Origin of the sequence: Microvirga pudoricolor (genome assembly GCF_016892705.1) — a bacterium.
Taxonomy (GTDB): Bacteria; Pseudomonadota; Alphaproteobacteria; order Rhizobiales; family Beijerinckiaceae; genus Microvirga; species Microvirga pudoricolor.
Map to the genome: position 1 here is coordinate 1 of NZ_JAFEMB010000002.1, position 19,473 is coordinate 19,473.

Here is a 19,473-nt window from a genome sequence, read left to right on the forward strand (position 1 = left end):
GTCCTGCGCCCGTTCCACGGCGTCCCCAGCCCGGCGGGCCGGCGCAGCCCCCCGAGGCGGCCCCCCCTGCGGCCCAGCCGGCCCCGGTCGATCCGCGCGGCCCGGCTCCGATCCCTCGGCGCGACTTCCCGGCCGGTCCCGACGGTCGTCCTCTGCCTCCTGGGGCACGGCCCGTGCCGCCCGCAGGCCCGCCTCCGGCGCCACAGGCGGCTCCGCCAGCCGGGCCGAACCAAGCTCCGCTCGTCGCGAGACCGCGTCCTGGCGAACCGCCGTTCCCGGGACAGCCGGGCTTCCCGCCGCAGGCTGGGCCCGGACGTCCCTACCCCGGCGCCGGTCCCCTGCCGCCCGTCGTAGGCGACCGGGAGTTCGGCGAGCGTATCGACGATCTGCGCGGCAGACGCCGGGAGCGCGTGGAGGATGGCGGCCGGCGTGTCATCATCGAGGAGCCCGGCGACCGCCGGATCATCCGCGAGGGCGACCAGCTCATCATCCGGCACAACGAGACGGAGCGCTTCCGCGAAAGCTATCGCGGCGCGGATATCCGCACCCAGCGGCGCGGCGATGTGGACGTGACGGTCGTCCGCCAGTCGGACGGCGTCGAGGTGATTACGGAGCGCGACGAGTACGGCAACCTTGTGCGCCGCATCCGTCGCGACCCGGCCGGTCGCGAAGTCATCCTGATCGAAAACCGCCGACAAGGCCTCTCGCGCACACCCTACGGCTACGTGGAGGAGGACATCGTTCGCCTGCCGCCGCCGCGGGTCACCATCCCGCGCGAGGAGTATATCGTCGAGGTGGAGGACGCCTCGCAGGAGGACCTCTACGAGGCTTTCACGGCCCCGCCTGTCGAACCGATCGCCCGAGCCTATTCCCTGGACGAGGTACGTCAGAGCCAGGTCCTGCGCGAGCGGGTCCGCCGGGTCGACGTGGATACGATCACCTTCGATACAGGCTCATGGGTGCTCTCGCAGAACCAGGTGGGCGCCCTGACAGGCATCGGCCAAGCCATCCGGCGGGCGCTCGACCAGAATCCGAACGAAATCTTCCTGGTGGAGGGCTATACGGATGCGGTCGGTTCGCCCGAGGACAACCTGTCGCTGTCGGATCGCCGTGCCGAGACGGTGGCGACGGTCCTGACACAATCCTACGGCGTCCCGGCCGAAAACCTGACCACCCAGGGCTTCGGCGAGCAGTACCTGAAGATCGACACCCAGGCTCCGGAGCGGCAGAACCGCCGGGTCACCATCCGGCGCATTACGCCCCTGCTTCAGGGACAGCGCTGACCGCCGGACCGATACTCTCGCGCAAAGGGGCCTACGGGCCCCTTTGTTTCGTCCGGATGGGCGGCCGTCACCATTAACCGCATGAAAATGGTCGAGATGTATCGTAAGATCAGTACATCCTCGAGCAGGCATTCGAGGGAGAGGCCCGATGGACAAGCATTCCCTTGAAGGACACCATATCCTCCTGGTCGAGGACGAGTATTTCATCGCGGACGACATGGTCGGCTATTTCGAGCAGAGCGGCGCCGTCGTCATCGGCCCGGTCGGGAGCGTGGAGGGCGCCCTGAAGCTCGTGGCCGCGACGGATCGGATCGATGCCGCCGTGCTCGACCTGAACCTGCGCGGAGAGATGTCGTTTCCCATCGCCGACGCCCTGCAGGCCCGAAACGTACCTTTCGTCTTCGCAACAGGCTATGACGGCGCAGCAATCCCGCAGCGCTATGCCGGAATCGTCCGCTGCGAGAAGCCCGTGGCGCCCCGCAAGCTCGCCGAGGTCCTATTCCGATAGGGCGCGCGCCTCTCAGCCGCGCGGGAACTCGAGGCCCATCTCCCGGTAGCGCTCGGGATCGTCGCTCCAGTTTTCTCGCACCTTCACGAAGATGAACAGGTGGACCGGCGTCTCGGCGATCTCGGCGATTTCCTTGCGGGCCAGCTGACCGATGGCCTTGATGGTCTGGCCGCCCTTGCCGAGCACGATCTTACGCTGGCTGTCCCGCTCCACGAACACGGTCTGCTCGATGCGCACGGAGCCGTCCGGGCGCTGCTGCCACTGGTCCGTCTCCACGGTGGACTGGTAGGGCAGCTCCTCGTGCAGGCGCTCATAGATCTTCTCCCGGGTGATTTCCGCCGCCAGCATCCGCAGGGGCGCATCCGAGATCTGGTCCTCGGGATACAGCCAAGGGCCTTTCGGCATCATGGCGGCAAGCTCTTTCTTCAACCGGTCGATCCCGCTGCCGGTCAGTGCCGAGATCATGAAGGTGTGGGTGAAATCCACCTTCTCGTTCAGGCCGGCGGCCAGTTCCAGAAGCTTCGAGCGTTCGATCAGGTCGATCTTGTTGAGGATCAGGACCTTCGGCTTCTTGAGCTCCGGCAGCTTGGCCAGGATCGCCTCGGCCTCCTCGTCGACGCCGCGGCGCACGTCGAGCAGGAAGGCGACGACATCCGCGTCCCCGGCCCCGCCCCAGGCGGACGTGACCATGGCGCGGTCCAGGCGCCGCTTGGGTTTGAAAATGCCTGGCGTATCGACGAAGATGAGTTGGGCCTCGCCCTCGATGGCGATCCCCCGCACCAGGGCCCGGGTCGTCTGGACCTTGCGCGAGACGATTGAGACCTTCGAGCCCACGAGTGCGTTCAGGAGGGTCGATTTGCCCGCATTGGGCGCGCCGATGAGGGCGATGAAGCCCGCCGTCGTCGCGGTGTCGTCAGGCTGCGCCATGGCTGTCCTCTGTCCAGATCCCCTCCCGCAGGAGGAGGCTGCGTGCGGCCGCCTGCTCCGCCACGCGCTTCGAAGCGCCGAGGCCGTAGGCGTCCTGCTTCTCCTTGACCTTCACGGCGATCCGAAATTTCGGCGCGTGGTCGGGTCCGCTCTGTTCCACCACCGCGTAGACCGGGGAAGGCCACCCCTGGCCCTGGGCCCATTCCTGCAGGGCGCTCTTGGGATCCTGCAGGGTCTGGCGCGGCTTGTCCATGAGCCCTCCGAAGGCTCGTTCGACCAGGGCCCTGGCTTCGTCGTAGCCCCCGTCGAGAAACACCGCCCCGATGATCGCCTCGCAGATATCCGCCAGGATCGTGGCGTTGCGCCGCTCCCCCGCATGGGCCTCACCGGCCCCCAGCTTCACATGGGGGCCCACATCCCACGCCGCGGCGACCTCGGCGCAGGTCTCCCGGCGCACCAATTCCGACAGGCGCCGGGACAGTTCGCCCTCGGAGGCGTCCGGAAAGGCTCTATAGAGGATCTCGGCGATGCTGATGCCCAGCACCCGGTCTCCGAGGAACTCGAGCCTCTGGTAATTTCCGCCGCCGGACGGCTTCGGGGCGCTCACATGGGTCAGCGCCAGGTTCAGGAGAGCGGGGTCCTTGAAGAGGTAGCCCAGCTTCTCCTGCAGTGGCTCCAGCGATGTCTTGCGGGTTGCCACGGGCTCACTTGATCCGTTCGAACATGCGGTTCCAACGGATATAGCCCGGCCATTCCCAGGGGCGCCAGAGGGAAGCGTTCTCGTCGATGGAGAAGAAGATGATCTCCGCCCGGCCCACGAGGTTCTCGAACGGCACCTCGCCGACGCTACCCTCGTCGCGGGAATCGGTGGAGTTGTCCCGGTTGTCGCCCATCATGAAGAAGTGGCCCGGCTTCACGGTGTAGACGTTGGTGTTGTCCCAGTAGCCCCGGTCCCCGTCCTTTTCGATCACGAAATGGCTCGTGCCCTCCGGAAAGGTTTCCTTGTACTGGGGTACGGAAACGGTCCGGCCGTAGACGTCCGTGGTCTTGTAGTCCTCGACCCGCTCGCGCTGGACGGGCTTGCCGTTGATGTGCAGCACGCCGCCGATGACCTGGATCGTGTCGCCCGGCAGGCCCACAACGCGCTTGATGTAGTCAGTCGAGTTGTCCTTCGGCAGCTTGAACACCACGATGTCGCCGCGCTTCGGATCCGAGCCGAAGATGCGGCCGGACATCACAGGCGGCCCGAACGGGATCGAATAGCGGGAGTAGCCGTAGGAATACTTGGAAACGAACAGATAATCCCCGATCAACAGGGTCGGAATGAGCGAGCCGGACGGGATATTGAAGGGCTGGAACAGCACCGTCCTCACCACGACCGCGATCAGCAGGGCCTGGACGATGACCTTGATGGTCTCCCAGACGCCGCTCTCTTCCTTGTTGATAGCCTTGTCGCTCACCTGACACCCATCCGTTGGGACGAAGGACGCTTCATATCGCGTCGATTCAGGCGCGGGTCTATCCTATGCAGGGATTTGCCGCAACGCGGCTGCCGCACGGCTCAGGCCGCGGGTACCGCCTCGATGATGACGAAAGCCTGGGCGAGGGGCGGATCGTCGGTGAGCGAGACGTGGATCCTGGCCTCGTGGCCGGGCGGCGTCATGGCGCGCAGGCGTTCGAGGGCACCGCCCGTCAGCCGCAGGGTCGGGCGGCCGCTCGGCAGGTTCACCACCTCCATGTCCCGCCAGAAGACGCCGAGTCTCAGGCCCGTGCCCAAAGCCTTGGAGCAAGCCTCCTTGGCGGCGAAGCGGCGGGCGTAGGAAGGCGCCCGCGCCGCCCGGCGATCGCTCCGCGCCCTCTCACCCTCGGTGAAGATCCGGTGGGTGAAGCGGTCCCCGAAGCGCTCCAGGGATTTCTCGATCCGCCGGATGTCGCAGAGATCGGACCCGATGCCCAGAATCATGTGCTCCTCCGACGCGCTCAGGCGATTCCGGCCCGACCCTGGTCCATGGCGGCCCGCATCGCCCGGACGGACTCGTCGAGGCCCATGAACAATGCCTCGCCGATCAGGAAATGGCCGATATTCAACTCGGCGATCTGGGGAATGGCCGCGACGGCCTGCACCGTATCGAAGCTGAGGCCATGGCCCGCGTGGATCTCCAGACCGATCCGGGCGCCATGCTCCGCCGCCCGGCGCAGCCGCTGGAGCTCGAAGGCGATCCTGTCCTCGTCCCCCTCGGCGACGGCCTCGCAGTAGGTGCCCGTATGGAGCTCCACCACGGGCGCGTGGAGTTCGCAGGCCGCATCCATGATCTCGACCTCCGGCTCCACGAAAAGCGAGACCCGGATCCCGGCCTCGCTCAGCTCAGCGATGGCGGGCCGCAGGGCCGCCTGGGCGCCGACGATGTCGAGGCCGCCTTCCGTCGTGCGCTCCTCGCGCTTCTCGGGCACCAGGCAGGCGGCGTGCGGGCGCCAGGCCAAGGCTAGGCCGACCATCTCCGGGGTCGCGGCCATTTCCATGTTCAGGGGAACGAAGAGCTGGCGCCGGAGCCGCTCCATGTCCTCGTCCCGGATATGGCGGCGGTCTTCGCGCAAATGGGCCGTGATGCCGTCGGCCCCCGCCAAGACCGCGAGGTGCGCGGCCCGGATCGGATCGGGATAGGGGCCGCCGCGGGCGTTTCGTACGGTGGCGACGTGGTCGATATTGACGCCGAGGCGTAAGGGGAGAGCTGTCATAGGCTCCGTTTTAGCTCAGGAGCCGCCGCTGTCGAGCGGGAAGCCTCGCGTTCTCAGGTTGTTGATGGCGTTTGCCCGTACACCTTGAGCCGCCCCTCGTCATCAGCGGGCTAGCCCGCGAGGCGGGGGCGTCCGACCATGTACCACATGGTCAGCCCGGCTCCGGTTCCGCTGAAGAGCATCAGCGGCAGGACGAGAAACCACCTCTCCAGAAACGTCCCGTCGTCGGGCACGATCCAGTACATGGGCGGTGCGATCGAAAGGAACAGGACCGTGTTGACGATCCCGAAACCCGCGCAGGCGGCCATGTAGAAGGCGGGGCTGTGCCAGTTCATGAGCCGCCCCAAGGCCGTCACGAACACGAATGGCAGGAAGAGGACGACCACCCCCGTGGTCCAGCAATAGACCCAGAAGACGAGCAGGATCAGAAGGAAACCTGGAATGCCCGCATTCAGGAACGCGGCCGATGCGGTCCCCCTCAGAATGGCTGAAAGCGCGGCTGCCACCATGAACGACAGGGTGGCGACCGTCACCACCCAGATGTATCCCCGCCAGAGACGTTCGTCCCGGTAGTGGTCGAGCAGTGGAAGCATGGGGCTGGGACTTTCGGTCCGTTGCAAGCCTGATCGCGATGGAATGATATAGCAGGATATTGTGCCGGCAAGGCCCCCGCCCGTCGCTCGCCGCTGAGGCGGCTCCGGAGCCCCGATTTCAGGGGACCGGCGGCGTCCCGGCCCGGGGCTCGATGAAGCGGCCGTAGAACCACCAGATGGCGGTGCCGCCGGAAATCCCGGCCACCATGCTCCACGGCCAGGTGGTCAGGCATTTGTCGAGAAAGGTCGGCACCTCCCAGGGCACCCAATAGATCGGCGGATCGATCAGGACGAAAACGGGCGTCACGAGGATGCCGCCGAGCACCCCGGCACACCAGTAATAGACGATGCCCCGAAGGGTGAAGACCTGGCCGACATAGATGATCGCGAGAAAGAACGGCATCGTGGCGATGAGGCCCGTGGTCCAGTAGAAGATCCCGAAGACACCCCACAGAAGGGCAAAGCGGAGGAAGCCCATGGTCTCGATGGCGATCCCCGTCGCGCCGGTCGCGATCGAGACCAGGAGAGTCACGACGTGAAACGTCACCATGGCGGCCGTGACTCCCCACAGCAGCCCCAGCGGGCTCCTGCGGTTCGGCAAGGACGGGATCTGCGACCGGAAGGTGATGGCGTGCTCCTAAACGTTATTGCGTTTGCTATAACAGAGGTGCGTTCGCCGATCTATAAACCTAGAAATTGCATTGTCCGGCAGGCCCATGCCGCTGGTTGGCTTGCTCTTCGCTTTCGAACCCGCTATAGACCCCGCTTCGCGTTCGCTCCGGCCGGGGGCTGAACGGACGGCGTCGTTTGGCCATGGCCTTCGGTGCAGGAGCTTCGGCTCCGTCGTCCCGTGTCTCCGCCTTCGAACAACCGCTCGGGCCTTACGGCTCGAAGGGCTTGGCGCCGATCGGACGCGCGAAACCGGCTCCTGACACACAGTTTCGTGCCTGAGCTCAACTCACCCGTGAGAAAGGCCCATTATGCCTCTCTATGAGCATATCTTCATGGCCCGCCAGGACGTGACGTCCCAGCAGGTCGAAGCGATGGTCGACCAGTACAAGGGCGTCATCGAACAGAACGGCGGCAAGGTCGAGAAGACCGAGATGTGGGGCGTGAAGTCCCTCGCCTACCGCATCAAGAAGAATCGCAAGGCGCATTTCACGATGTTCAACCTCGACGCCCCTGCTCCGGCGGTGGCCGAGATGGAGCGTCAGATGCGGATCAACGAAGACATCCTTCGTTTCATGACCGTGCGCGTGGAAGAGCTCGAGACCGAGCCGTCCGTGATGATGCAGAAGCGTGATCGCGACGAGCGCAAGGACCGCGAGCGCCGCGAGCGCGACGGCGGTGGTGGCTACGAAGGCGAGGAGGCATAAATCATGGCATTTGGTGCTACTGGTGGCGCGAGCGGCGGTGGCCGTCGCCCGTTCTTCCGTCGTCGCAAGACCTGCCCGTTCTCGGGTCCGAACGCGCCGAAGATCGACTACAAGGACACGAAGCTCCTGTCCCGCTACATCTCCGAGCGCGGCAAGATCGTTCCGTCCCGCATCACGGCCGTATCGGCCAAGAAGCAGCGCGAGCTCGCCCAGGCGATCAAGCGCGCCCGCTTCCTGGGCATCCTGCCTTACGTGATTCGCTAAGACCTTCCGGGCCGCGCTCAAGGCGCGGCCCGTCCTTCGACCGAACATTCGCCCGACGGTGAAAACCCGCCGGGTCAGTTGGGGCCGGGCGGCCTCTAACCCTGCGCTAGAGCAGTGGGACAGCGGGAACCATGAATTTCATCCTGACAGGAATCGGCGCGGGCCTCGCTTCGGCCCTTCTGACGATGGTGATCGTGAAAGCGACGCCGCTCGCCGCCTTCCTGTATCTCCTCGCTCCCCTCCCCATCCTCATCGTCTCGCTCGGTTGGAACCACCGGTCCGGGCTGGTGGCCGCCGTGGCCGGAGCTCTCGTCCTGTCGGCTATCGGGAGTCCGCTGCTGGGCGTGGCTTTCGCGCTGATGACCGCCCTGCCCGCCTGGTGGATCTCCTATCTGGCGCTCCTGGGGCGCCCCGTCGAAGGCGGCATGGAATGGTATCCGGTCGGACGCCTGCTGCCGTGGATCGCCGCGACGGCCGCCGCCTCCTTCGTGGCCGTGATCGCGCTGTCGGCGCGGGGTGACTTCTCGCTCTTCCAGGATGCCGTGCAGCGGAGCGCCCGGGAGGCCTTCCAGTCGTTCGAGAGCTGGCGCGCCGCGAATGGCGGCGAGGCCGCGCCTGCCGATGCCGCGGACGACGCCGCCGAGGCCATGTCCCTGCTCCTGCCCTTCCTGGCCGGCGCGGTCTCGACCCTCACCTTCTCGATCTATCTCTATCTGGCCGGCCGCATCGTCCTCGCCTCCGGCCGCCTGGCCCGGCCCTGGCCGGACGTTCCCGCCCTGATCATGCCGCCCGGAACGGGGCTCGCCGCCATCGTAGGCGCCGTAGCCATGGCCCTGATGCCGCCCACGGGCTTCGCGGGCTTCCTGCTCCACTGCGTGATGGGCGGCGCCTTCATGGCCTTCGGCCTCCAGGGCCTCGCCGCAATTCACGATCGGACGCGGGGCCGCTCCGGGCGAGGATTCCTGCTGACCGGCCTCTACACCATTCTGCTGTTCGGGCAGGGCATCGCGATGATCGCCCTCTCCCTGTTCGGACTGGCCGATTCCATCTTCAGCCTGCGCCGGCGATTCGGCGGACGCGGGCCGAAACTACCCCCAACCCCTTCAACCTGATCACAACATTCAAGGAGAAAACCAATGGAAGTGATCCTTCTCGAGCGCGTCGCAAAGCTCGGACAGATGGGCGAAACCGTGAAGGTGCGCGACGGTTACGCGCGCAACTTCCTCCTGGCCCGCGGCAAGGCCCTGCGCGCCACCAAGGCCAACAAGGACCATTTCGAGGCTCAGCGCGCCCAGCTCGAGGCCCGTAACCTCGAGCGCAAGACGGAAGCCCAGGGCGTCGGCGAGAAGCTCGACGGCCAGAGCTTCACGATCATCCGCCAGTCCGGCGAGACCGGCGTGCTCTACGGCTCGGTGTCGACCCGCGATCTCGCCGAGACCGTCTCGGCCGGCGGGTTCTCCGTGAACCGCGACCAGTTCGCTCTGAACCAGCCGATCAAGTCGGTCGGTCTCCATACGGTGCCGGTCGTCCTGCACCCGGAGGTCGAGGTGAACGTGACGATCAACGTCGCCCGCAGCCCCGAGGAAGCCGAGCGTCAGGCCCGTGGCGAGAGCACCACGACCCGCGAAGAGCTGAACCTAGACGATCTCGGCCTTGAGGTCGGCGCCGCGCTGGCCGAGGCCGGCGGCGACGAGGAACTCTGAGACGAGCGGCCCGGAGCCGTGTTCCGGGCCATTTGACCGAAGGGTCCCAAGCCTGGCCGCTTGAGGTCGTTCCTATTTTGTTCTAGATTGGCGCTTCCTGTCCGAGTCGGTGGGGAGCGCCTTTCCTTTTGGCAGCCGAGTCAAGCGGCGCGCGCCGAAGCGCGGGCGTCGGTGTGAATCAGTGAGGACATCGAGGACAATCCGGCGAGATGGGGCCGGACACGAAGGATGTGGTCGGACGGCAACCTTCCGGTCACCGATTCTGGTCTAAGAGGCTTGTTCAACCCTTTTCGGAGCGCCAGATGGCCCAAGCCAATGCCCTGATCGCCCGCCTCGAAACCGTCGAGCAGCAATATCGCGCGGCCCCGAGCAACATCGATGCGGAACAGGCCCTTCTCGGCGCGATCCTGGTCAACAACGACGCCTATTACCGGGTCTCGGACTTCCTGGCGCCCGAGCATTTCTTCGAGGACCTGCACCGGCGCGTCTATGAGGTCGCCACCACGCTCATCAAGCAGGGCAAGGTCGCGACGCCGATCACCCTGAAGACCTTCTTGGGCGACCAGGATCTAGGCGGCGTCACCGTCTCTCAATACTTGGCCCGCCTCGCGGCGGAGGCCACCACGGTCATCAACGCCGAGGATTACGGCCGCACGATCTCGGACCTCGCTACGCGCCGAAACCTCATCAATATCGGCGAGTCCATGGTGAACGTCGCCTACGACGCACCGGTCGATTCCTCTCCGCGAGACCAGATCGAGGATGCGGAGAGGCGCCTTTACGCGCTTGCCGAGACCGGCCGCTACGATGGCGGCTTCCAGCGCTTTTCCGACGCCCTCACGGCCGCTATCGACATGGCGGCGGCTGCCTACAAGCGCGAGGGGAAACTCTCGGGCATCTCGTCCGGCCTCGTCGATATGGACCGGATGCTCGGCGGATTGCAGCCGTCCGATCTCGTGGTCCTGGCGGGCCGTCCCGCCATGGGCAAGACCTCGCTCGCCACCAACATCGCCTTCAACATCGCCAAGGCCTACGAGTCCGAGAAGCAGCAGGACGGCACGCTGAAAACCGTCAACGGCGGCATCGTCGGCTTCTTCTCGCTGGAAATGTCGGCCGAACAGCTCGCCACCCGTATCATCGCCGAGCAATCGGGTGTGCCGTCCTACAAGATTCGCCGCGGCGACATGCGCGAGGACGATTTCTACAAGATCACCGAAGCCGCCCGGGTCATGCAGTCGATCCCGTTCTACATCGACCAGACCGGCGGCATTTCCATCGCGCAGCTCACCGCGCGCGCCCGGCGCCTCAAGCGCCAGCGCGGCCTCGACCTCCTCGTCATCGACTATCTTCAGTTGCTCTCCGGCTCGTCCAAGAAGGGCGAGAATCGCGTGCAGGAACTGACCGAGATCACCACCGGCCTCAAGGCGCTCGCCAAGGAGTTGGCCGTGCCGGTCATCGCCCTGTCCCAGCTCTCCCGCCAGGTCGAAAACCGGGACGACAAGAGGCCGCAGCTCTCGGACCTGCGTGAATCGGGTTCGATCGAGCAAGACGCCGACGTGGTCCTTTTCGTTTACCGCGAGGAATACTATCTGAAGAACAAGGAACCGAAGCCCGGCACGGAAGAATACTTCAAGTGGCAGGCTGAGATGGACCAGATCCACGGCAAGGCCGAGGTCATCATCGGCAAGCAGCGTCACGGACCGACAGGCACGATCCAGCTTGCCTTCCAGGCCGACGTGACCCGCTTCACGAACCTCGCCGACGAGGACAAGCTTCCCGAACGGATGGGCGATTGACGATCACGACACCGCAAGCCGGCACCCGCGGCCCGATCCCGGCCGAGGAGGCCGGCGGACTTCTCACCATCGATCTCGACGCCCTGGCGTCGAACTGGAAAACCCTGCGTGACCGCGCGGGCACCGAGACGGCGGCCGTCGTCAAGGCGGATGCCTATGGGACCGGCATCGAGCAGGCCGTCCCGGCGCTCGTCGATGCGGGTTGCGGCACGTTCTTCGTGGCCCACATGGCCGAGGCGAAGCGCGCACGCGCCGCGGCGCCGAATGCCACGATCTACGTGCTCAACGGTTTCCTGACCGGCACCGCCGCCACCTATTTGAACTTCGGCATCCGGCCGGTCCTGGGTTCCTGGCCCGAAATCGACGAGTGGGCGGCCTTCTGCCGGGCCCAGGGCAAAACCTTCCCGGCCGCGATTCATGTGGATACGGGCATGAACCGCCTCGGACTGCGCGTCGCGGACGGCATGGCCCTCCGGGGCGACCGGCGCCTCGAGGATTTCGAGCCGGCCCTCCTCATGAGCCATCTGGTGAGCGCTGAGGACCCGGCCCACGAGATCAATGCGCGCCAGATCGAGGCCTTCTCGGCGGTGGCAGCCACCCTGCCCGGCATCCCAGCCTCGCTCGCCAACTCGTCCGGCATCTTCCTGAAGGACATGCCGCGCTTCTCCCTCGCCCGCCCAGGCTACGCTCTCTATGGCGGCAACCCGACGCCGGATGCAAAGAATCCCATGGAGCCCGTCGTGCGGCTCGAAGGCCGCATCCTTCAGCTCCGCTCCGCCGAGCATGGCGAGACGGCGGGGTACAGCGGCGCTTGGACGTCGAAGGGCAGGCGGCGCCTGGCGACCCTTTCGGTCGGCTACGCGGACGGCTATCCCCGTTCGGCGGGCAGCACGGACGCCAATGTGGGCCAAACGGGCCTCGCCATCGTGGCCGGGCGGCGGTGCCCCTTCGTGGGCCGCGTCTCCATGGACCTCATAATCATCGACGTGACGGACGTGCCGGAGGATGCCGTACGCCAGGGCGACACCGTGGTGCTGATCGGCGACGGCCTCGACGTCGACGAGGTCGGGACCCGTGCTGGCACCATCGGCTACGAAATCCTCACGGGCCTCGGGCGGCGCTATGCGCGCACCTATCGCGGAGGCGTCGCCTGATGGCCAAGCGTCATCCCGCCTTCGTTTGCCAGGAATGCGGCGCGGTCTACAACCGCTGGAAGGGCAAGTGCGAGGCCTGCGGCGGCTGGAACACCATCGTAGAGGAGCAGGGCTCCGCCAGTCCGATGGCCGGTCCCGTGGCCACCCGTCCGTCCCGCGCCAAGGGTCGGATCTTCCCGCTCGAGGGCCTGTCCGGCGAGACCAAGGAGGCCCCCCGGACGCCCTCCGGCATCGCCGAACTCGACCGGGTCACCGGCGGCGGCTTCGTGAAGGGATCGGTGATCCTGCTCGGCGGCGATCCCGGCATCGGCAAATCCACGCTCCTGATGCAGGCGACCGCAGCTCTGGCCCGGGGGGGACACCGGGTCGTCTACATCTCCGGCGAGGAGGCGGTCGCCCAGGTGCGCCTGCGGGCGGAACGTCTCGGCCTGTCCGACGCGCCCGTGGAGCTCGCATCCGAGACCAATGTCGAGGACATCATCGCGACCTTGTCCGAAGGCAGCCAGAAGCCTGCTCTGGCCATCATCGACTCGATCCAGACCATGTGGACCGAGACCGTGGAATCGGCGCCCGGCACGGTCACCCAGGTGCGGGGCAGCGCCCAATCCCTCATCCGCTTCGCGAAGACCACGGGCACCGCCGTGATCCTCGTGGGCCACGTGACCAAGGACGGCCAGATCGCCGGTCCCAGGGTGGTGGAGCACATGGTGGATGCGGTCGCGTCCTTCGAGGGCGATACGGGCCACCATTTCCGAATCCTGCGCGCGGTGAAGAACCGCTTCGGGCCCACGGACGAGATCGGCGTGTTCGAGATGTCCGACATGGGCCTGCGGGAGGTGTCGAACCCCTCCGAGCTGTTCCTGTCGGGCCGCGACCTCGCAACCCCCGGCACCGCCGTCTTCGCCGGCATGGAGGGCACTCGTCCCCTGCTGGTCGAGATTCAGGCGCTTGTCGCTCCCTCGCCCCTCGGCACGCCCCGACGCGCCGTCGTCGGCTGGGACCAGAACCGCCTCTCCATGATCCTGGCGGTGCTGGAGGCCCATGGAGGCCTGAAGCTCGGCATGCACGACGTGTATCTCAACGTGGCGGGCGGCCTTCGCATCACCGAGCCCGCCGCCGACCTCGCGGCGGCTGCTGCTCTCGTGTCCTCTCTTTCCGGATCGCCGCTGCCGCCCGACACGGTCTATTTCGGCGAGATGGGCCTGTCCGGCGCGATCCGGCCCGTGGCCCAGGCCCAAGCCCGGTACAAGGAAGCGGCCAAGCTCGGCTTCGCCAGCGCCGTGGCGCCCGCGTCCAAAACCGAGAAGGGCGAGCGCGCGCCGTTGCGGGCCTCATCCATCGGGCACATCACGGATCTGGTGGCGGGCATCGCTGCGAGCCGTCCACGAGGAAAACCCGCTCTCCATCGCAGCGAAGGGTGACGGAGCGTATTCTTGAGGCTATACGTCCGTCACCTTGGCCCTAAAACCAAGGTCTCGTGTCCACCTGCGCGTTAGGCCCCAGCCCATGCCCGTTCCGATTCTGGATCTCGTCGTTCTCGGCGTCGTGTTGATTTCGGCCCTTCTGGCCGCCGTCCGTGGCGTCACCCGCGAGGTCCTCGCCATCGTGGCCTGGCTGGCGGCGGCGGCGGCCGCCTGGTTTCTCCACCCGGCCGTGCTGCCCACCGTGCAGCAATACATCAACAACGCCACCATCGCCCTCGTGGCGGCCATCGGCGGCATTTTCATCGTGACCCTGATCATCGTGTCGATCATCACGGTCAAGATCTCCGACCTGATCCTCGACTCCCGGATCGGGGCCCTGGACCGCACGCTCGGCTTCGTCTTCGGCGCCGCGCGCGGCTTCCTGATCTGCGTGATCGGCTGGATCTTCCTGGGATGGCTTCTTCAGGGCAAGAATCCCGAATGGGCCACCTCCTCCCGCACGCGCCCGATGCTGGAGAACACCGGCAACAACCTGATCGCCATGCTGCCCGACAACCCGGAAGGCCTGCTCCAGCAGCTGCGCAAACGCGACGGGCAGGACGCGGACCCGGCGGAACCGGCCGAGCCCGACCCGCAGCGCGGCGCCCCGGCCCCGGCTCCGGCCGCCCCGGGTGCTCCCGCGGCGCCGCAACGGCGAAGCTGAGCCGCCTGTGCAGGAACGCATACAGTCCTTGGTGTTTATGCGGGAAAGCTTGAGAATGACGGCCGAGGCCGAATTAAGCCCCGGAAATTGTTGAGAAGTCCTGCGCGCACGTCAGTGCAGCCGCGACACCGACAGGCATTGGCGTAAAGTCTAAGGGCGATTACATAGGGCTCACGCGCCGCCGGCGCATTCCAAGGAAAATGATGATGTCTGCACGGTCAGAGACTTGGCAGGGGGAATCTTGGCAGGTTGAGCCCCGTCAAGTCGACCTCGACCTGGATGGCGACACCCTGCGCGAAGAATGCGGCGTTTTCGGCATCTATGGTCACCCGGACGCGGCGGCGATCACCGCGCTGGGCCTCCACGCGCTCCAGCACCGCGGCCAGGAGGCGGCCGGCATCGTCTCGTTCGACGGCCACGTGTTCCACCTGGAGCGGAAGCTCGGCCTCGTGGGCGACGGCTTCTCCGACCGCAATGTCATCGAGCGACTGGAAGGCGTGTCGGCCATCGGCCATGTCCGCTATTCGACCACCGGCGAGACCGTGCTGCGCAACGTGCAGCCCCTTTTCGCCGAGTTGGACGGGGGCGGCTTCGCGGTGGCCCATAACGGCAACCTGACCAACGGCCTGACGCTTCGCCGCAACCTGATCCGCGACGGCGCCATCTGCCAGTCGACCACCGATACCGAGGTGATCGTCCACCTGGTGGCCCGGAGCCGCCAGAAGCTCGTCGTGGATCGCTTCGTGGAGGCGATCCAGCAGATCGAGGGCGCCTATGCCCTCGTGGCCCTCACCAACAAGAAGCTCATCGGCGCCCGCGATCCGCTCGGCATCCGCCCCCTCGTGCTCGGCGAACTCGATGGCCGCTACATCCTGGCCTCCGAGACCTGCGCACTCGACATCATCGGCGCCCGCTTCGTGCGCGACATCGAAAACGGTGAGGTCGTGGTCATCTCGGACGACGGCATCGAGTCGTTCCGCTTCGCGCCCAAGCAGGCGCCGCGCCCCTGCATCTTCGAGTACATCTATTTCGCCCGTCCGGATTCCGTGGTGAACGGCCGCAGCGTCTACGACGTGCGCAAGAGCATGGGCCGGGAGCTGGCCCTGGAATCCCCGGCCGATGCGGACGTCGTGATACCGGTGCCGGATTCGGGCGTTCCGGCCGCTCTGGGCTTTGCCCAGACCTGCGGCATTCCCTACGAGCTCGGCATCATCCGCAACCATTACGTCGGGCGTACCTTCATCCAGCCGACCCAGTCCGTGCGGGAGCTCGGGGTGCGCATGAAGCACTCCGCCAACCGCTCGGCCATCGCGGGCAAGCGGATCGTGCTTGTGGACGACAGTCTCGTGCGGGGCACGACCTCGGTGAAGATCGTCCGCATGATGCGCGAGGCGGGCGCCAGGGAAGTGCATTTTCGCATCGCGTCTCCGCCCATCACCCATCCGGACTTCTACGGCATCGACACGCCCGAGAAGGAAAAGCTTCTCGCAGCCACCCATGATCTCGAGGCCATGCGGCAGTATATCGGCGCAGACTCGCTGGCGTTCCTGTCGATCGAGGGCATTTACCGGTCCATGGGCGAAACGAACCGAAACGCGGCGCAGCCGCAGTTCACGGACCATTGCTTCACGGGCGATTACCCGACGCCGCTGACGGACCTGTCCGTGGCGACGCCGCGCCGCCTCGCCCTTCTGGCGGAAGCCGACTAACCGCAGGTCATTTTCATGGATAAGCCTCTTTCGAACCGCGTCGCGGTCGTCACCGGCGCGTCGCGCGGCATCGGCCGGGCGGCGGCCCTGGCCCTGGCCGAGGCCGGCGCCCATATCGTGGCGCTGGCGCGCACCCAGGGCGCACTGGAAGACCTCGACGACGCCATCAAGGAGAAAGGCAGCTCCGCCACCCTGGTGCCGGTGAATCTGAAGGATCTCGCGGCCATCGACCGCCTCGGCGCGGCGGTTCACGAGCGCTGGGGCAAACTCGACATCCTGTTCGGCAACGCGGGCGTCCTGGGCGAACTGTCCCCCATCACCCATATTGACCAACCTGTGTGGGACGAGGTGATGACCGTCAACGTGACGGCCAATTACCGCCTCATCCGCTCCCTGGACCCGCTCCTGCGGGCCTCCGATGCCGGGCGCGCGATCTTCGTATCCTCCGGCGCGGCCCACAAATGCCTGGCCTATTGGGGCCCGTACTCCGTCTCGAAAGCGGCCCTCGAAGCCCTGGTGCGCACCTACGCGGCCGAGACGGCCACGACTCCGGTCAAGGCGATGCTGGTCAATCCCGGCCCCTTGCGCACCGCCATGCGCCAGAAGGCGATGCCGGGCGAGGATCGCATGACCTTGAAGACGCCCGAGGATCTGGCGCCCCACATCCTGAAGCTGGCGCTGCCCTCCTGGACGGTGAGCGGCAAGATCTACGACTTTCCGGGCGGCGGGAAGGTTCTGACGCCGCAGATGCCGGTTTAGGATCGCGTTTCTGGAGTTCCCTGGATCATCCTTCGAGACGCCCGCTGCGCGGGCCCTCAGGATGAGGTTGAGAGAATTCTTCGCTTCGAGAGTCCAGGCAGCGCGTCGAAATCACCTCGTATCAACGCCTCTTTCTTTGCCCTCGACCAGCCTTTAATCTGCCGCTCGTACGAAATTGCTTCGATAATGCTGTCGAAGTGAACGGAATAGACGACAGACACCGGCCTGCGGTTCAGTGTGTAACCTGGGAAAGTCCCCTGGTTGTGCTGGCTCACCCGAGTATCGAGATCGTAATGACGGCTGGTGCCGACGTAATAACTGCTGTCTGCACACTTCAGAATGTAAAGCCAGCAGCCATTCATCTTCGAAGATCCAATCCTCTGCGCTCATCCTGAGGGCCCACGGGGCGGGCGTCTCGAAGGATGATCCAGGAAGCACCGTAGACGCGACTTAACTCTTTCGCCCCTTATCGAACGGGTTCTGCCCCATCCGCAGCGAGATCCGGATCGGAACCCCTGGGAGGTCGAAGGATTCGCGCAGGTTATTGACCAGATAGCGCGAGTAGCTCTTCGGCAGGGCATCGAGCTGGTTGCCGAAGACCGCGAAATGCGGCGGACGAGACTTGATCTGCGTCATGTAGCGGATCTTGATCCGACGGCCCGAGACGGCCGGCGGCGGATTCGCCTCCAGAGCTTCGCCCAGCCACTGGTTCAGCTTCGCGGTGGAGATGCGGCGGTTCCAGGTCTCGTACACCTGAAGAACGGCTTTCATGAGCGGATCGATGCCGCTTCCGGCGAGCCCGGAGAGGGGCACCACCGGGGCGCCGCGCACCTGCGGCAGCAGGCGGGTGGCCTTCTCCTTGAGGTCCTTCAGAAGACCCTGCTGGTCGGCGACCAGATCCCACTTATTGATGCCGATCACGAGGGCTCTGCCCTCCTGCTCCACCAGGTCGACGATGGACAGGTCCTGCTTCTCGAACGGGATCGTCGCGTCGAGGAGGATCACCACGACCTCGGCAAATTTCACCGCCCTGAGGGCGTCGGCCACCGACAGCTTTTCGAGCTTGTCCTCCACCCGCGCCCGTTTGCGCAGGCCCGCCGTGTCGAAGAGCTTGATGGCCCTGCCCCGCCAGTCCCAGTCCAGCGAGATCGAATCTCGGGTGATCCCAGCCTCCGGACCCGTCAGGAGCCGATCTTCGCCCACCATGCGGTTGATGAGGGTGGACTTGCCCGCGTTAGGACGACCCACGATGGCGACCTGAAGCGGCTTGCTCGGATCGTCCTCGTCGCCCTCCTCCGCGTCGTTCGGGTCGGGGAAGAACGGCATCAGGGCTTCGAACAGATCCGCCAGCCCTTCGCCATGTTCGGCTGAGAACGGGATCGGATCGCCCAGACCGAGGGAGAAGGCCTCATAGGCGCCGGCCATGCCGCCCGCACCCTCGGCCTTGTTGGCGATGAGGATCACGGGCTTGCCGGAGCGGCGCACCATTTCGGCGAAGGGTCGGTCCGCAGGCAGGATGCCGACCCGGGCGTCGATGACGAAGAGCAGCACGTCGGCATCGCCAATGGCGGCCTCGGTTTGTGACCGCATGCGGCCGAGAAGCGATTCCTCTTCGGCCTCTTCCAGGCCCGCCGTATCGACGATGCGGAATTCGAGATCGCCCAGGCGCGCCTCGCCTTCGCGGCGGTCCCGCGTCACACCCGGCCGGTCATCCACCAGGGCGAGCTTCTTGCCGACGAGGCGGTTGAACAGGGTGGACTTGCCGACATTCGGCCGTCCGACAATGGCGACGGTAGGCGTCATGTCACGGGCTCCCGTGTGCGGCTGAAGGGATTACTGGGTGGCCGGGATCGGACCGCCTGCGACGAGCGCGGTGTAGATCTCCAGGCGCTGGCGCAGGCCTGGAGGCGTCTCGCGGTCGGCGGCGATCTGGTCGAACCAGCGGCCGGCGAACTCCATGTCGTTGGCCTTCAGGCCGGACAGCCCGAGAAGCTCCCGGGCCGAATGACGCCAGGGGTTCGACGGGACCGCGATCCGCTCCAGGGCCGGCCGGAAGGTGGCAGGGTCGGCGATGTCGCTGCGCAGCCAAGCGGCGCGCACGCGGGCGAGGTCCTGCCACAGGGCGGGGACATTGGAATCGGCGGCCAGAGCGTCATAGGCGGTGGCGCCGTTCTCGGCGCTTTCCTTGCCGAGATCCGCGGCGAGGCGGAAACGGGCCAGGAGGGCGTAGCCGCCCGAGGCGTCCTTGGCCAAAGCCTCGAAGGCCGCCTGGGCCTCCGTGTCCTGCCCATTCGCGCGGGCCAGCTTCAGGGCCTCGTCGTAGCGGACCGCATCGGCTTGGGCGCGGGTTTCCTGGTAATGCTCCCAGTAACGCCATCCGCCGACGCCCGCCACCAGCAGGATGAGGGCCCCGATGATCACGCCGTTGTACCGCTTCCAGATTTGGGCGACCCGGTCCCGGCGGTATTCGTCGTCGACCTCGCGGATGAACTCGTCGTTCGGCGCCATAATGCTCCTGCGGCCCAGGCCGCCTCCATA

The 19,473-nt window shown here is 66.3% G+C and carries 22 protein-coding genes; 12 read left to right on the forward strand and 10 right to left on the reverse strand.

Features of this window, described 5'->3' with window-relative positions; genetic code table 11:
* Both ILT42_RS08980 and ILT42_RS08985 read left to right on the forward strand, forming a co-directional pair.
* Positions 1 to 1,283, forward strand: a 1,283-nt coding sequence (locus ILT42_RS08980) for an OmpA family protein (protein ID WP_204215136.1), incomplete at its 5' end; no start/stop codon positions are given.
* 148 nt (positions 1,284 to 1,431) lie between these two features.
* The gene (locus ILT42_RS08985; protein ID WP_204215137.1) at positions 1,432 to 1,791 is read left to right on the forward strand and encodes a response regulator; all 360 of its coding nucleotides are present in this window, start codon (positions 1,432 to 1,434) and stop codon (positions 1,789 to 1,791) included.
* Positions 1,792 to 1,803: 12 nt separating this feature from the next.
* On the opposite strand, the gene era is transcribed toward ILT42_RS08985, so the two are convergent.
* From era to ILT42_RS09020, 7 genes are all read right to left on the reverse strand, one after another.
* Positions 1,804 to 2,718: a GTPase Era gene (gene era, locus ILT42_RS08990; protein ID WP_204215138.1), complete on the reverse strand. Its 915-nt coding sequence runs from the start codon at positions 2,716 to 2,718 to the stop codon at positions 1,804 to 1,806.
* Entirely contained in the window at positions 2,705 to 3,418 is a 714-nt protein-coding gene (rnc, locus tag ILT42_RS08995; protein ID WP_204215139.1) for a ribonuclease III, read from the reverse strand. The genes era and rnc overlap by 14 nt, the downstream gene beginning before the upstream one ends.
* 4 nt (positions 3,419 to 3,422) lie before the next feature.
* Entirely contained in the window at positions 3,423 to 4,178 is a 756-nt protein-coding gene (gene lepB, locus ILT42_RS09000; RefSeq protein ID WP_204215140.1) for a signal peptidase I, read from the reverse strand.
* Positions 4,179 to 4,279: 101 nt separating this feature from the next.
* Positions 4,280 to 4,681 carry a holo-ACP synthase gene (gene acpS, locus ILT42_RS09005; protein WP_204215141.1) on the reverse strand — a complete coding sequence of 134 codons (402 nt, stop codon included), beginning with the start codon at positions 4,679 to 4,681 and terminating at the stop codon, positions 4,280 to 4,282.
* Positions 4,682 to 4,698: 17 nt separating this feature from the next.
* Entirely contained in the window at positions 4,699 to 5,454 is a 756-nt protein-coding gene (locus ILT42_RS09010; protein ID WP_204215142.1) for a pyridoxine 5'-phosphate synthase, read from the reverse strand.
* A 110-nt stretch (positions 5,455 to 5,564) separates the two neighbouring features.
* Entirely contained in the window at positions 5,565 to 6,047 is a 483-nt protein-coding gene (locus ILT42_RS09015) for a hypothetical protein (protein ID WP_204215143.1), read from the reverse strand.
* Between the two features lie 118 nt (positions 6,048 to 6,165).
* A complete protein-coding gene (locus tag ILT42_RS09020) occupies positions 6,166 to 6,648 on the reverse strand; it encodes a hypothetical protein (protein ID WP_204215144.1) in 483 nt (160 codons plus the stop codon).
* A gap of 379 nt (positions 6,649 to 7,027) precedes the next feature.
* Between ILT42_RS09020 and rpsF the strand changes: the two genes are divergently transcribed.
* The 10 genes from rpsF (at position 7,028) to ILT42_RS09070 (ending at position 16,935) form a co-directional block, all read left to right on the forward strand.
* The gene (rpsF, locus tag ILT42_RS09025; protein WP_204215146.1) at positions 7,028 to 7,423 is read left to right on the forward strand and encodes a 30S ribosomal protein S6; all 396 of its coding nucleotides are present in this window, start codon (positions 7,028 to 7,030) and stop codon (positions 7,421 to 7,423) included.
* A 3-nt stretch (positions 7,424 to 7,426) separates the two neighbouring features.
* Positions 7,427 to 7,687, forward strand: coding sequence for a 30S ribosomal protein S18 (gene rpsR / locus ILT42_RS09030; RefSeq protein ID WP_204215148.1), 261 nt, complete (start codon positions 7,427 to 7,429; stop codon positions 7,685 to 7,687).
* A gap of 131 nt (positions 7,688 to 7,818) precedes the next feature.
* Positions 7,819 to 8,799 (forward strand): DUF2232 domain-containing protein, encoded by a 981-nt coding sequence (locus tag ILT42_RS09035; protein ID WP_204215150.1) that lies wholly within the window; start codon positions 7,819 to 7,821, stop codon positions 8,797 to 8,799.
* 24 nt (positions 8,800 to 8,823) lie between these two features.
* Positions 8,824 to 9,390: a 50S ribosomal protein L9 gene (gene rplI, locus ILT42_RS09040; protein WP_204215152.1), complete on the forward strand. Its 567-nt coding sequence runs from the start codon at positions 8,824 to 8,826 to the stop codon at positions 9,388 to 9,390.
* A gap of 302 nt (positions 9,391 to 9,692) precedes the next feature.
* On the forward strand, positions 9,693 to 11,186 hold the full coding sequence (locus ILT42_RS09045; protein WP_204215154.1) for a replicative DNA helicase: 1,494 nt from the start codon (positions 9,693 to 9,695) through the stop codon (positions 11,184 to 11,186).
* Entirely contained in the window at positions 11,183 to 12,340 is a 1,158-nt protein-coding gene (alr, locus tag ILT42_RS09050) for an alanine racemase (RefSeq protein WP_204215156.1), read from the forward strand. The genes ILT42_RS09045 and alr overlap by 4 nt, the downstream gene beginning before the upstream one ends.
* Complete coding sequence (gene radA / locus ILT42_RS09055) at positions 12,340 to 13,761, forward strand: DNA repair protein RadA (protein ID WP_204215158.1); 1,422 nt, start codon at positions 12,340 to 12,342, stop codon at positions 13,759 to 13,761. Before alr ends, radA begins: the two co-directional genes overlap by 1 nt.
* Before the next feature lie 85 nt (positions 13,762 to 13,846).
* Positions 13,847 to 14,467: a CvpA family protein gene (locus ILT42_RS09060; protein WP_204215160.1), complete on the forward strand. Its 621-nt coding sequence runs from the start codon at positions 13,847 to 13,849 to the stop codon at positions 14,465 to 14,467.
* A 206-nt stretch (positions 14,468 to 14,673) separates the two neighbouring features.
* A complete protein-coding gene (gene purF / locus ILT42_RS09065) occupies positions 14,674 to 16,176 on the forward strand; it encodes an amidophosphoribosyltransferase (protein WP_204215162.1) in 1,503 nt (500 codons plus the stop codon).
* Positions 16,177 to 16,191: 15 nt separating this feature from the next.
* Positions 16,192 to 16,935, forward strand: coding sequence for an SDR family NAD(P)-dependent oxidoreductase (locus ILT42_RS09070; protein ID WP_204215164.1), 744 nt, complete (start codon positions 16,192 to 16,194; stop codon positions 16,933 to 16,935).
* 56 nt (positions 16,936 to 16,991) lie between these two features.
* On the opposite strand, the gene ILT42_RS09075 is transcribed toward ILT42_RS09070, so the two are convergent.
* The 3 genes from ILT42_RS09075 to ILT42_RS09085 all read right to left on the reverse strand — a co-directional run bounded on the left by ILT42_RS09075 (position 16,992) and on the right by ILT42_RS09085 (position 19,443).
* On the reverse strand, positions 16,992 to 17,297 hold the full coding sequence (locus ILT42_RS09075; RefSeq protein ID WP_204215166.1) for a GIY-YIG nuclease family protein: 306 nt from the start codon (positions 17,295 to 17,297) through the stop codon (positions 16,992 to 16,994).
* Positions 17,298 to 17,385: 88 nt separating this feature from the next.
* Positions 17,386 to 18,738 carry a ribosome biogenesis GTPase Der gene (gene der / locus ILT42_RS09080; RefSeq protein ID WP_204215168.1) on the reverse strand — a complete coding sequence of 451 codons (1,353 nt, stop codon included), beginning with the start codon at positions 18,736 to 18,738 and terminating at the stop codon, positions 17,386 to 17,388.
* Positions 18,739 to 18,768: 30 nt separating this feature from the next.
* The gene (locus tag ILT42_RS09085) at positions 18,769 to 19,443 is read right to left on the reverse strand and encodes a tetratricopeptide repeat protein (RefSeq protein WP_204215170.1); all 675 of its coding nucleotides are present in this window, start codon (positions 19,441 to 19,443) and stop codon (positions 18,769 to 18,771) included.
* Positions 19,444 to 19,473: the final 30 nt, after the last annotated feature.